Raw genomic sequence first — 13568 nt, 5'->3', positions numbered from 1 at the left:
ATAACGATTACGCGCCCGTCTTCCTCACGCGTCCCGCCGTTTATCTGGAAGCCAAACGCAATATTCTGTGGGCTTGTTAAATGAACATCTGTTCATTAGGTTAGCAGCGGGGACTCTACTAGCGCAATTGCCAATGGTGCCAAGGATGTCAATTACTGAAAAAACCCGTGTAAATTGTACATTACCCGCACAGTGCCGTAGGGCCGTATGCAGACAGGTTCATTCCATTATCTGCGTATGAACGGCTACGATCAGCATATCCATATGCCGGGCATGCCGCAGCAGATATTGAACGAAGCTCGTGGAGAACAGGCTGCGCAGGAAGGGTCTGCGGGACTGACCGATAATCACTTGCGTAGTCTGCATGTCATTCATCCGCTGGAGCAGATGCTTGTAGAGATGCTTGCGGCTTCCCGCCTCCGTAATGTCCATTACCCCGCCCAGCCGTTCAGTCAGAGCCTTCAACGTATCCAGACGTTTCTGCTCCTCCGCCGTCTTCATGCGGGCACAGTGCACGTAGTGAACATGCCACTCTGCCTTCAGGCGGTGTGCAATGCGGAAGCCGCGGCGGACCAGCCGTTCAGCCTGCGGTCCTGTGTCTACACAGACGAAGATAACCTCCCGTCTGCTCCAGGGTCCGCGCAAGGCAGGCTCACGCTCCCAGGCCTCCAGCCGCTCATCCACATCATCGGCAATCTCGCGCAGGGCCAATTCACGCAGCGCGATCAGATTGCCGATTTTGAAAAAAGACTCCAGTGCCTGATTAACCTTCTCCTGCGCATAGATCTTCCCTTCCCGCATCCGCTGCTGCAGCATCTGCGGAGTCACATCAATCAGCTCCACCTCACTCGCCATCCGCAGGATGGCATCCGGCACTGTCTCGCGCACACGCACACCGGTTAGCTGCTCCACCGCATCGTTCAGGCTCTCCAGATGCTGTACATTAACCGTGGTAATGACAGAGATCCCGTTCTCCAGCAGCTTGATCACATCCTCATACCGCTTCTTGGTGAGGCTGCCGGGGACATTGGTGTGGGCCAGCTCATCCACCAGCACCACCTCGGGACGGCGGGCGATAATGGCCGCTGTATCCATCTCCGTAAGCTCAGTGGACTGGTAGGCAATCCGCGCTCTCGGAATCATCGTTAACTTGCCCACCTGCTTGCCGGTTTCCTCTCTCCCATGGGTCTCCAGCAGTCCGATAACCACATCGATGCCCCTGCCCAGCAGCAGATTGCCTTCCTGGAGCATTTTGTAGGTTTTGCCTACGCCGGGGGCTGCGCCGATGTACACCTTGAAGGTGCCCCGGCGGATATCCTCGATCCGCCGCTCCAGCTCCCGGCCGGTCAGCCGGTGGAACGGTTCTGCCGCCATCTTCACGGCGGGACGGACCGGCAGAACCCGTTCTCCCTCCTGCTCGGCACGGTCAGCCATCAGGAACACATCAATATTCCGCGTCCTCCGCAGGACACGGCTGGCAATGGAGCCTTGCCACTTCTCCTGCCAGCGGCTTTTCTGTGAATGCCCCATCACAATTCGGGTGACATTGTTCTGAATGGCATAGCGCACAAGCATGGAAGGCAGCATCCGCAGGCGCAGCAGCTCCAGCTCCTCGAACCGGGCCTGAATCCTTTCGGTCAGCTTGCGTATGGAGCGCTTGAATACCTGCTGATCCTTGGTCAGGGGACGTCCGCGCAGGAGGAACGTAACGATTAGCAGGTCTCCGTTCAGCCGTTTGGCAATCTGCTGTCCCCTTCTAATATAGAGGGAACCGTTCCAATGATACTGCGCGGATACCAGAATCCGCTCTGTTGCACCCGAAGGGCCGATCAGTCCTTCGGCCTCGCGATGCTTTTCCAGGGAATCATTGACCCCTTCGGCCATCAGCCGCAGCGACACCTCACGGAGAACGCCAAGGTTACCCCTGAGGGATAGGGCCGGATGCGCACCTTCTCCAAGCACCCCCTCCTCCAGTCGCTTGAGAATCGTCTCCGGCGACACATCGATCAGCCTAACCTCATCGGCGAGCTCCAGTGTATTGAGCGGCACGGTGCACTCCGCACGGATGCCGGTCATTTCATAGATCTGCTCGCCCACACCCGCCAGCTCATAGACATTAATAGTCGTGATTACGCTGATTCCCTGATCCATCAGATAACGGATGTCCGCAAGCCTGGTCGGGAAGCGTGCCTCCGGACGGTTGCGGTGGGCCAGACCATCGACCAGCAGCACCTCAGGATTGCGCTCCACCAGCGCCTCAAGCGGCAGATCCTTCTCCTCCTTGCCGTCCTTCAGCCAGTGAATGCTGGGCACGCGCTCCAGATCGCCAAGCTGCTGGACCGTCTCCGCCCGGCCCATTGTGGAGACCGCACTGATCACCACATCGATTCCCTGTTGCTTCAGCAGCTTGCCTTCCTCCAGCATATGATAGGTTTTGCCGGAGCCGCTGACCGAGCCGATGATGATCTTCAGCCGCCCCCGCTGGAGCTGATAGATAGAATATAGAATCTCCTCAGGAGACTTGCGTTTATAGGGCGCCACGGACTCACCTTCTTTCTATTCTCACAACTCACAACTGGAGGAAGCAGTCTGTGCGGAGGCTTACTTCGCCATCTCCGTCAGCGCCAGATTCAGCTTCAGCACATTCACCCGTTTCTCTCCGAAAAGCCCCAGATCACGCCCTTCGGTATGCTCTTTCACCAGCGCTTCAAGGGTATCTGCCGGAATGCCGGTCAGCTTGCTGATCCGGGGAACCTGCACGAGCGCCGCTGCCGGAGAAATATGCGGATCAAGACCCGATCCGGAATTCGTAATCAGATCCACAGGGAGCTGACTTACAGGGACGCCGGGATTGTCCAGCTTCCACTGGGCAATGGAATCCTTCGTGCGCTGCAGCATATCGGGATTCGATGGGCCATAGTTATTCGATCCCGAGGCTTCAGCTTTGTATCCGATACTGGATACACGGCTCTGGAACATAGCCTGGTTCGTGAAGCTCTGCCCGATCAGCGCAGAACCGACGACTTTCCCGGAAGCATCCTTCAGCAGGCTGCCGTTCGCCTGGGCAGGCATCAGCACCTGGGCAAGCGCGGTGGAAGCCAGCGGATAGATCATTCCGCAGAGAATAATGAATACGATGCTTAACCTCACTGTAGTGAAGACAAAAGCTGCTGGTGAAGCGGAGACCTGCTCTCCGGTTGTCTCATGTGTAGATTGTGTCATGATGATTACGCCCTCCTTATATATTCAATCGTCTGCCGGACCCCTAGATCCATATACTGACGAGCATATCAATCAGCTTGATGCCGGCGAATGGAACAGCGACTCCGCCCAGACCATAGATGACAATGTTGCGCGTCAGTAGTCTGGTCGAACTCATCGGCTTATAGGAGACCCCGCGCATTGCGAGCGGAATCAGCAGCGGGATGATAATCGCGTTGAAGATCAGCGCCGAAATAATAGCGGAGCTTGGGGACCCCAGACCCATGATGTTCAGGGCTTCCATCTCAGGAATAGCGAGCGTGAACATCGCCGGAATGATCGCAAAATACTTGGCAATATCGTTAGCGATGCTGAAGGTGGTCAGCGCCCCGCGCGTCATAAGCAGCTGCTTCCCGATGGCTACAACCTCGATGATCTTGGACGGATCAGAATCCAGATCGACCATATTGGCCGCTTCCTTGGCTGCAGTTGTCCCGCTGTTCATCGCCAGCCCGACATCGGCCTGAGCCAGTGCGGGAGCGTCGTTCGTTCCATCCCCGGTCATGGCGACCAGCTTGCCCTCGTTCTGCTCCCGGCGGATCACCGCAATTTTATCCTCCGGAGTACTCTCAGCTATAAAATCATCCACCCCGGCTTCACGGGCAATCGTGGCGGCGGTCAGCGGGTTATCCCCGGTACACATAATCGTCTTGATCCCCATGCTGCGCAGCTCGTCGAAGCGCTCCTTCATCCCGGGCTTAACGGTATCCTTCAGATAGATTAGCCCGAAGATCCGGTTATCTACAGCAACCGCGAGCGGAGTGCCGCCCAGCCGGGCGATAGCATCCGAGTTGCTGTCCAGATCGGCCGGTACGGCACCGCCTTGCGACAGCACCCACTTCTTCACGGAGTCGACCGCTCCCTTGCGCACAGAGCGTCCGTCCCGCAGATCCATCCCGCTCATCCGGGTCTCTGCCTTGAACTCAATGAACTCGCCGCCGTCCGCGAGGCTGCTATCATACTGATGCTCCAGCTTCTTCGCCAGCTCCAGGACAGAGCGCCCTTCGGGCGTCTCATCCTTCAGTGAGCTGACCGCCGCCCAGGCTGCAAGCTCGGCTACAGTTGCTTCCCCTACCGTGACGAACTCACTGGCCATCCGGTTGCCGAAGGTAATCGTCCCCGTCTTATCCAGAATCATCGTGTTGATATCCCCGGCAGCTTCCACCGCCTTCCCGGACATCGCCAGGACGTTGAACTGCGTCACCCGGTCCATTCCCGCAATCCCGATGGCCGACAGCAGCCCGCCGATGGTGGTCGGTATCAGGCAGACGAGCAGTGCGATCATGACCGGAATCTCCAGCTTCACCCCGATATAATCCGCGATGGGACGCAGGGTGACTACGACAATCAGGAAAATAATCGTGAGGCTGATCAGCAGCGTGTTCAGGGCAATCTCATTCGGTGTCTTCTGGCGCTTCGCCCCTTCGACCAGCGAGATCATCCGGTCCAGGAACGATTCTCCCGGATCACTGGTGATCCGCACCTTGATCTGGTCGCTGACTACCCGGGTACCGCCGGTCACGGAGCCGAAGTCGCCTCCGGCTTCCTTAATGACCGGAGCCGACTCCCCGGTGATGGCCGATTCGTCCACAGAAGCCAACCCCTCGGTCACTTCCCCGTCGCCGGGAATCAGTTCTCCCTGGCTGACGACCACGATATCGCCTTTGCGCAGCTCAGAGGCCGGTACTTGCTTGATCCCTGATCCCGTCAGCTTATTGGCGGTGATGTCCTGCTTGGTTTTTTTGAGCGAATCGGCTTGTGCCTTACCCCGGCCCTCCGCCAGCGCTTCTGCGAAGTTAGCAAACAGCACGGTGAACAGCAGGATGAAGAACACGGTAATATTGAAGCCTACCGCATGCTCCGCATGGAAATACCCCGGCGCCAGCACCATAAGCAATACGATAACCGTCCCAACCTCCACGACGAACATGACCGGATTCTTCATTAGCGTCACCGGGTTCAGCTTCACCAGACTATCCTTGGCAGCACTTAGCAGGATGGGACCCGTCAGCAGCTTCTTTCTGTGTACAGTACTCATTCTCGTCTCTCCCTCTCCCTACCGTAAAGTCAAATATTCTGCAACCGGACCGAGGACAATCACCGGCAGGAAGGTCAGTGCGCCGATAATCAGCACCGTACCGATCAGGATGCCGGTGAACAGGCCGTTGTCTGTGCGGAAGGTTCCAATGGTCTCCGGCACCGGCTTCTTGCGCAGCAGGGAACCGGCAACCGCCAGCATGGCGATCATCGAGACATACCGGCCCAGCAGCATGACCACCCCGGTGGTGATATTCCAGAAGGAAGTATTGTCCGCCAGCCCTTCGAAGCCCGATCCATTATTGGCCGCAGACGATACGTATTCATATAGCACCTGGGTCATTCCGTGGAAGCCGGGGTTACTGATACTGCCTTTACCGAGCTCTGTCAGAAAAGCCCCCGCCGTCGGCACCAGAATAATCAGCGGATGAATCAGAATCGCGATGGCGATCAGCTTCATCTCCCGCGCTTCAATCTTGCGGCCCAGGAACTCCGGCGTCCGGCCCACCATCAGCCCGCACAGGAACACGCCGAGGATCGCATACATGAGCATATTAATCAGCCCGACACCTTTGCCGCCGAACACATTATTCAGCATCATGAGGGTCAGCGGGGTAATACTGCCAAGTGGCGTTAGCGTATCATGCATATTGTTCACACTGCCGGTGGTTGCCGCCGTTGTAACGGTGGTGAACAGCGCCGACTGTGCGATGCCGAACCGGACCTCTTTTCCCTCCATACTGCCCTGTGAAGCATCTATCCCCATGGCGTTAATCGCAGGGTTGCCCGCACTTTCCGCAGCGTAATTCACTCCGAGCAATACCACGAACAGCGTCATCATCGCGCCAAAGATCATCCAGCCCTGCCGCTTGTTCCCGGCGAACTTCCCGTACATATACGGCAGAGATGCGGGCAGCAGCCACATGGAGAGGATCTCCAGCACATTGCTCAGCGGACCCGGATTCTCAAAAGGATGCGCAGAGTTGGCTCCGAAGAAGCCCCCGCCGTTCGTGCCGATGTGCTTAATGGACTCCAGGGAGGCCACCGGACCGATAGCAATCTGCTGGGTCTGCCCTTCAAGCGTAGTGACTTCCAGCGTAGGCTTCAGGGTCTGCGGCACATGAAGCGCTACAAGCGCCAGTGTTACAAGCAGTGCCAGCGGAATGAAGATCCGGATATGCGCTTTGACGAAGTCCTCGAAGAAGTTCCCCACCGAGCGGCGGCCTGTAATCCCTCTGACAAAAGCAACCGCGACCGAAAAGCCGCTGGCCGCCGAGGTGAACATCAGCATCGTCATGACCGCCATCTGTGAGAAGTAGGACACGCCCGTCTCCCCGCTGTAATGCTGCAAGTTCGTATTGGTGATGAAGCTGATCACCGTGTTGAAGGTAAGCGTCTCTTCCATATTGCCAATCCCGCCCGGGTTGAGCGGAAGACCCTTTTGCAGCCGCAGGAAAAGATAACTGAATGCCACCAGTACAAGGTTCGTTACGATGAAGCTGAGCGCATATTTCTTCCAGGACATCCCGCCCCGCTGCTTCAGCCCGATCAGACGATAAATTCCTTTCTCCGTGGCACCAAATACCCGGTCTGTCCGGTTCGGTTCATTAGAGAATACATGATATAGATAAGTGCCCACCGGCTTCACCAGCAGTACGAGTATTAAGATGACGACTATAATCTGCACAATCCCCACGGATGGCCCTCCTTAGTAGTTAGAATTTCTCAGGATGAATCAAAGCATAGCCCAAATACAGAAACAGCAGCGCAGTAGCTGCGAGGACAACCGCTATTACTCCGTCCCCCCTTGCTCATCGGTCACACGGCTGCACCATTGTACAAACGCATAGAATACCGTGAATATCGCTGCCAGCATTGCCGTCATATACACATCCATCATCGTCTTTACCACTCCTCACCTTATGGTAATCTCTCTCTCTTGTAACTTCCGGTCTAGCGTATCATTTCTCCCATTAGTTCAGGGTAAGGGTTTCCTCAGGCGCATTAAGATTGTATTAAGACTTCAGGAGGAATGGTAAATCTCTTCACCCAGCACCCTGTTGACCGCCCCGATAAAAGCACCATAACCCCCGTCCGTTTCCATCCGGTGCGGGAGCGCCCAGGCAAGGATCACTTCCGTCTCCTGACGATCGAACTCGAAGCTGGTCACAAGCAGCTCACTGACCTCACGGGCCGAAGCCCCGCAGGCAAACTGGTATGCCGCAGCGTACACCCCGCTATTCTCATAGGTGCACTCTTGCAGCAGATCAATCCGGTCATAATGCCGCTTGATCAGCACTAGCAGCGCCGTCAGCACCGTCACCCATCCGATATTTCTCATCCACACATCCATCTCCATGCCTTCTCTCCAGTATGTTAACTTCAGAATTCAGCGTACCACTCCCGCCATTAGTTCAGGATTAGGGTTTGGTTCTACAGATTAAGATTACGTTAAAATACCGGAACGCTGCTCCAGCCGCTCTCGCATCATCCGCCGGAACGGCAAAAAAACCATGCCTGCAAAGGCATGGTTAGGAACACTATGAAACACGCTATACGGCTTCCGTAAGCCGGTTCAAATCACTCGGCTGTCGTCTCCCGCCTGCAGCATCCGGTAGCCCACACCGATATGGGTCTGGATCACCTTGGGCTGGGAAGGGCTGCGCTCAATCTTCTTGCGGAGCGTAGCCATGAACACACGGAGCGCCGGAATATCATACGTAGGACTGCCCCAGATTTCATGCAGGATATAATTATGGGTCAGGACCTTGCCGACATTCTTCGCGAGCAGGCACAGCAGCTTATACTCAATCGGCGTCAGGTGGATCTCATCATTGTCCAGCCAGACACAGCCCGCCGCATAGTCAATCCGCAGATTTCCGTTCGCAAAAAAGGCCGAATCCTTCATCAGCTTCTCGCTGTCCCCCCGGATTCGCCGCAGACTGACCCGCAGCCGGGCGAGCAGCTCCTCCACGCTGAAGGGCTTGGTCAGATAATCATCGGCTCCGGCATCCAGCGCTTCGATCTTGTCGCGGTCCTCACTGCGGGCACTGACCACGATAATCGGAAGGTTCGACCACGCCCGGATCTTCCGGATAATATCCACACCGTCCATATCGGGCAGACCGAGGTCCAGGATCATCAGGTCCGGCTGACTGGATACGGCCTCCAGGATGGATGCCTCCCCCGTCTCTGCGGTATGGTATTTATAGCCCTGAGTCTCCAGAGTTGTGGTAATCAGCTTGCGGATCGGCTTGTCGTCTTCGACGACCAGAATCATGGGTTTATTCATGGACATTCACCTCCTCTGCCAGCAGGGTGAAGCGGAAGACCGTTCCCTGCGGTGCATGATCTTGTACTTCAATATGCCCGCCATGGGCATGAATAATTGATTTGCAGAGCGCAAGGCCCAGGCCCAGACCGCGCCTGCCATCTCCCCGCACATTGTCCGCCGTATAGAACATTTCGAACACCTTGGCCTTCGCTTCCGGGGATATCCCCGGCCCATCGTCAGCGACCTCGACCACTACTAGCCCCTTCTCCTGTCTGGCGGATAGGGTAATATGTGAACCCGACCCGCTGTACTTAATCGCATTATCCACCAGGTTGATGATCACCTGAATGATCAGCCGTGAATCCATCCGGGCCATCAGCAGTTCCTCTTCGAGCACCACCCGGATCACATGATCCTCCTTGTTGCGGTTCACATGCAGCAGCGCTTCCGCGATCACTTCCTCCAGCAGCTCCGCCTGAAAGTTCAAATGAAGCGCGCCATTATCAATCCGCGTAATCGACAGCAGATTCTCCACCAGATTGATCAGCCAGATCGAATCGTCATAAATATCGTTGTACAGCTCCTGCTTCTGCTCCTCGCTCAGCACCGCCGAATTGCCGATCAGGATGCCCGCGTTACCGGAAATACTGGTAAGCGGCGTACGCAGATCATGCGAGATTCCGCGCAGCAGATTGGCACGCAGCTGTTCCTGCCGGATTTGCAGGGAGCTTTCTTTTTGCAGCTCATTCAGCTTGTCTTTCTCCAGCGCGAGGGCGCATTCGCCTAGCATGGCAATCATCAGACTTGACTCGAACACCTCCAGCGGCTCTTCCTGCTGCATCACAATTCCTGCTACTGCAAACACCGTATCGCCGCTTCGCACCGCATGATACAGACAATGGGCCGCCGAGAAGGTATCGGTAGACGCTCCGGCCCGTTTGTTGTTCCGCAGCACCCATTCCGCTACCTCGCGTTCCGCTTCCAGCTTCGCCTTTTGAGCGTCAATCGTACTTCCATCCTTGTTGTACAGCAGCGGCTCCGAGAGCCCATCGTCCACAACCTCATAGATGATGATGCTCCGGTCCAGCAGTTTGAGCATTTGCAGCGCGGTCTCGCTCAGAATGGCGGGCGTGTCTTTGGCCTGCTGCAGCTTCCGGCTGGTCTCCAGGAGCACCTCGGTGCGGTAGGCTTTTTGTGCCGATTCTCTGGCCTGCTCTTTCACCCGCAACGTCAACGTACTGGTGATGAACGAGGCGGCCAGCATCACGAGGAAGGTCACCGGATACCCCGAGTCATAGGCCTGAAGCGAGAAATATGGCTCAGTGAAAAAATAGTTAAAGACCAGCACGCTCAAAATCGATGTCACCGCGCTGTACAGCCGTCCTTTTGTAACCATCGCATCCAATAGAACACCCAGAATATAGACGGTGATAATGTTCGCTTCACTGAAGCCGAGCACCTTGAACCACAACCCGATGATCGTGCAGACCAGCAGAATCCCCAGGGTTTTGCCCGTATCAGCCAGGGTGAGAAGCGGAGGTCTGGCATATTGCGGAATTTTGGATTGCAAGGCAGACTCTTGATCCGGGATGATATAGATGTCGATATTCGGGGCAGCAGCCGTCAGTTTATCTACAAAACCCGAACCGACGGACCAGCGGCTGCGATTCTGCGACCGGCCCAGGATGATTTTGGAGACCCGGCTGGTTTTGGCATATTCGGCGATCTGTGCCGGCACATCCTCCCCGTAGACAGTGGCAACCTGCGCATTAAGCTGTTCGGCCAGCCGCAGATTCTCCCGCAGCTCCGACTTGTTCCTTGCCGTTAACTCTTTCGTTCGAGAGGTCTCCACGTAGAGAGCAGTGAATTCCCCCTGCAAATCTTCGGCCATTCTCGCCGCTGTGCGGATGACCTTCTTGTTGGATATTGCCGACGACAGGCAGACCAGGATATGTTCTCTGCTGTACAAGTTGGCTTCCACTGCCCGTTCCCCTAACCTGCCCTCATAACGTTTGAATTGATCCGCCCTGTACCGTTGAGCCAATTCCCGCAAAGCGATTAGCTTCTGGGGAGTGTACAGATCACCGGCCTCCTGCCGGAGCTGCTCCGTGGAAAAGATTCGCCCCTCATGCAGACGCTTCAGCCAAATGTCCGGACTGATATCAATGAACTCGATCTGGTCCGCACGCTCGAACACACTGTCGGGAATACGCGCTGGCTCAGCCATTCCGGTCGTGGATGCTACAACATCGCTCATACTTTCCAGCTGTTCTATACTAACCGTAGTGTAGACATCTATTCCCGCGCGCAGCAGCTCCTCCATATCCTGAACCCGCCGCTTGTGGCGTACACCCGGAGCATTGATGTGGGCCAGCTCATCCAGTAAAATCAAGTCCGGCCTCCTGCGGATCGCCTGGTCCAGATCGAATTCCCGCCGGGTGGTCCCGTTTACAGGAATGTCCAGCGGCGGCAACAGCTCCAGTCCGTTAATAAGCTCCGCTATATCTGCTCTGTCATGGGCTTCAATGTAGCCTGCCAGCACCTGTTGGCCGTTTTTCTGCTCCGTATGGGCAGCCTCCAGCATCGCCCGGGTCTTCCCTGCTCCCGGTACATAACCGAAGAATATCCTCAGCCTTCCGCGCCGCTTCTTCGCTGTATTTTCCCCTATCATCTAAAGGTTTCCTTCCCTCTAAGCCCATCTATAGGCCAGCCATTGTACACTGTAGCGTTAGTATAGCATGTGCATAATGAGCATAGTATTATGGATTCGGCTGTGGCATTAAGATTGCATTAAGATGATCGACCATGCAGCAGCGCTGTATCACATTGCCCATACGCATTACTCCCCGCCGTAACTACTGTGCCATCCTTCTGTAGACCGAGCGTGTGGGTGCAGCCTGCCGCTATGGCAACGATATCCGTCCAGCCGCTTACCTCGCATTGTCCGTAATCATTCCAGCCTGTAGCCGTCACCGTACCATCCCATTGAAGACCTACCGTATGATGACTGCCAGCCGTGATGGCCTTAATCTTGCGCCAACCGCCTACTTCACCCTGTCCGCGCTTGTTCAGACCTGTAGCTACTGCTGTACCGTCTGCTCTAAGTCCGGCCGTATGAAGATAACCCGCTGAGATCATCTTCAGCTCCTGCCAGCCATTCACATTCCGCTGCCCATAGCGGTTGTTCCCCGCCGTAATAGCCGTACCATCGGCCTTGAGTCCAACTGTGTGCCAGTCTCCTGCGGTAACCGCAACGATATCCGACCAGCCACTGACTTCACATTGACCCTCGTTGTTTCTTCCCGCCGCAACCACTGTTCCGTCTGTCTTCAGCCCGACCGTACGCCGCCAGCCTGCCGCAACCGCAACGATATCGTGCCAATCGTCCACGTTGCATTGATTATGCTTATTCCAGCCTGCAGCGATCACCGTTCCATCCGATCTTAGCCCTACTGTATGCGAATTCCCTGTATGAGCATTGCCCGCTGCAACCGCAATTATATTACGCCAGCCGCTTACCTCGCATTGCCCGTATGTATTTTCGCCGCAAGCCCGCGCGGTTTCGTCCGGCAAGAGCAGAACAGAATGGCGGTATCCCGCCGCGATGGCGGATAATGAATCAGTATGCATATGGATGTTGCTCCTTTGGTTTTTTTTCGCGTAAGGATCTCATAATGGTATTGCTAGTATTGCAAAATATTTGTTACATTTCAACGCTCTTGTGAAGGGCATTCTCTATGGCCTTGAGATAGGCTTTACTTGTAAGCGTGGCACCGCTGATGCTGTCTACCTGAAGCGATTGAGCCTGGATCACTCTGCCGAACAATTCATCTGCCGACGCCGCAGGCTGATTCTCCGCATGCTCCAGGAGCTGGATCGCTGTAACTTTGTGCGCTGTGACGGTAACCAGCACCTTATTCGCCCTCCATTTATACATTCCGCCAGCATATTCACCTGTATACTCACCTGCATGCAGCTTGTTGAAGTTCACTTGATCGATCTCTACGTTTCGCGCTTCACGGCGCTCTTTTTCTGTATACAGCAATGCCGCGCCTGAGCCGATTAGTCCCACGAGAATCACGGTTAGGCACACCAGCAGCAGGTTGCGTTTCCACTTCTTTTTCATGTTGACCCTCCTGGTTATGAATGAATATATTTAAGTTCATTCATTATTAAGCGCGTTTAGCCATTCTTTTACCGATTCTGTCAAACAGATGTCCAGCCAAACTTTTGACAGGACCCAGAGAGACCGGATAATAATACGCCGCTTCAAACCAACCGTTAGCCTGGTAATGCCGGTAATCTTTTGACCGCTCATCCAGCATATGCTGAATACTGGTCCGGGACAGCCGGAACATCAGCAAGCGGAACAATGTGGGAGCCGGCGGTGCCGGACACATCAGTCCTTTGTAGAAGCGGGCCGCAGACTTGCGGATTCTCACTGCATTCTTCTGCGCGGCTGCCGGGGTAACTGGCTCCATCGTACTAAGCACACACCCTTTGGTAACCTGGAAACCCAGATTCTCTCCCATGCTGCTAAGATATTTGACAATCGCATTCCCGCCGTGAATCCCCTGATTGACGATCGACGTATACGTCTTGCCAAAGAACTGCGGCCTATGGAACACATACGCCAGCCGGTCCAGCAGATTCTTCATCGATGCCGAGACATGGAAGGCGTAATTGGGAGTCGCCATAATCACACCGTCCGCACGCTCCAGCTTCTCGATCAGCACATCCCTGTCATCTTTGAGCGGACAATATTCTTCGCCCTTACTGAAACAGGTTTTGCAGCCCCGGCAGAACTCCAGCCTATAGTCCTTGAGGAAAATATACTCAAACTCAATCTCCCCGTAGGTTCGGAGCTGTGCTTCAAACTCACGGACCGCTCTGTACGTATTGTTCTTCTGCTGATTGCCGATGATTGCGATGACCTTCTTCATGATTGTCCCTCCAGAATAGAATGCAAAATAGTAGTTCTCTTGATACCAGCCCA

The 13568-nt window shown here is 55.3% G+C and carries 10 protein-coding genes; all 10 read right to left on the bottom strand.

Annotated elements, in window-relative coordinates; translation table 11 throughout:
• Positions 1–219: 219 nt before the first annotated feature.
• A complete protein-coding gene (locus MKY12_RS13985) occupies positions 220–2541 on the bottom strand; it encodes a universal stress protein (RefSeq protein ID WP_339314143.1) in 2322 nt (773 codons plus the stop codon).
• A 60-nt stretch (positions 2542–2601) separates the two neighbouring features.
• Positions 2602–3222: a potassium-transporting ATPase subunit KdpC gene (gene kdpC, locus MKY12_RS13980; protein ID WP_339314142.1), complete on the bottom strand. Its 621-nt coding sequence runs from the start codon at positions 3220–3222 to the stop codon at positions 2602–2604.
• Between the two features lie 43 nt (positions 3223–3265).
• Complete coding sequence (gene kdpB / locus MKY12_RS13975) at positions 3266–5299, bottom strand: potassium-transporting ATPase subunit KdpB (protein WP_339314141.1); 2034 nt, start codon at positions 5297–5299, stop codon at positions 3266–3268.
• An 18-nt stretch (positions 5300–5317) separates the two neighbouring features.
• Complete coding sequence (kdpA, locus tag MKY12_RS13970) at positions 5318–6994, bottom strand: potassium-transporting ATPase subunit KdpA (protein WP_339314140.1); 1677 nt, start codon at positions 6992–6994, stop codon at positions 5318–5320.
• A 327-nt stretch (positions 6995–7321) separates the two neighbouring features.
• Complete coding sequence (locus tag MKY12_RS13965; RefSeq protein ID WP_339314139.1) at positions 7322–7639, bottom strand: hypothetical protein; 318 nt, start codon at positions 7637–7639, stop codon at positions 7322–7324.
• Positions 7640–7873: 234 nt separating this feature from the next.
• On the bottom strand, positions 7874–8590 hold the full coding sequence (locus MKY12_RS13960; RefSeq protein ID WP_036728515.1) for a response regulator transcription factor: 717 nt from the start codon (positions 8588–8590) through the stop codon (positions 7874–7876).
• On the bottom strand, positions 8583–11243 hold the full coding sequence (locus MKY12_RS13955) for a sensor histidine kinase KdpD (protein ID WP_339314138.1): 2661 nt from the start codon (positions 11241–11243) through the stop codon (positions 8583–8585). Before MKY12_RS13955 ends, MKY12_RS13960 begins: the two co-directional genes overlap by 8 nt.
• A gap of 119 nt (positions 11244–11362) precedes the next feature.
• Complete coding sequence (locus MKY12_RS13950; RefSeq protein ID WP_339314137.1) at positions 11363–12202, bottom strand: chromosome condensation regulator; 840 nt, start codon at positions 12200–12202, stop codon at positions 11363–11365.
• A 73-nt stretch (positions 12203–12275) separates the two neighbouring features.
• Entirely contained in the window at positions 12276–12698 is a 423-nt protein-coding gene (locus MKY12_RS13945; protein ID WP_209870546.1) for an FMN-binding protein, read from the bottom strand.
• Positions 12699–12744: 46 nt separating this feature from the next.
• On the bottom strand, positions 12745–13515 hold the full coding sequence (locus tag MKY12_RS13940; protein WP_339314136.1) for an NAD(P)H-dependent oxidoreductase: 771 nt from the start codon (positions 13513–13515) through the stop codon (positions 12745–12747).
• Positions 13516–13568 lie beyond the last annotated feature (53 nt).

Origin of the sequence: Paenibacillus sp. FSL M7-0896, assembly GCF_037975415.1 — a bacterium.
Classification (GTDB): Bacteria; Bacillota; Bacilli; order Paenibacillales; family Paenibacillaceae; genus Paenibacillus_AQ; species Paenibacillus_AQ silagei.
This window is presented reverse-complemented; position numbering and strand designations above follow the sequence as displayed.

Bases quoted from the DNA above. Each gene is read 5' to 3' on its own strand.
- kdpC (WP_339314142.1), bottom strand. From the start codon at position 3,222: ATGACACAATCTACACATGAGACAACCGGAGAGCAGGTCTCCGCTTCA.
- kdpB (WP_339314141.1), bottom strand. From the start codon at position 5,299: ATGAGTACTGTACACAGAAAGAAGCTGCTGACGGGTCCCATCCTGCTA.
- MKY12_RS13965 (WP_339314139.1), bottom strand. From the start codon at position 7,639: ATGAGAAATATCGGATGGGTGACGGTGCTGACGGCGCTGCTAGTGCTG.
- MKY12_RS13960 (WP_036728515.1), bottom strand. From the start codon at position 8,590: ATGAATAAACCCATGATTCTGGTCGTCGAAGACGACAAGCCGATCCGC.
- MKY12_RS13955 (WP_339314138.1), bottom strand. From the start codon at position 11,243: ATGATAGGGGAAAATACAGCGAAGAAGCGGCGCGGAAGGCTGAGGATA.
- MKY12_RS13950 (WP_339314137.1), bottom strand. From the start codon at position 12,202: ATGCATACTGATTCATTATCCGCCATCGCGGCGGGATACCGCCATTCT.
- MKY12_RS13945 (WP_209870546.1), bottom strand. From the start codon at position 12,698: ATGAAAAAGAAGTGGAAACGCAACCTGCTGCTGGTGTGCCTAACCGTG.
- MKY12_RS13940 (WP_339314136.1), bottom strand. From the start codon at position 13,515: ATGAAGAAGGTCATCGCAATCATCGGCAATCAGCAGAAGAACAATACG.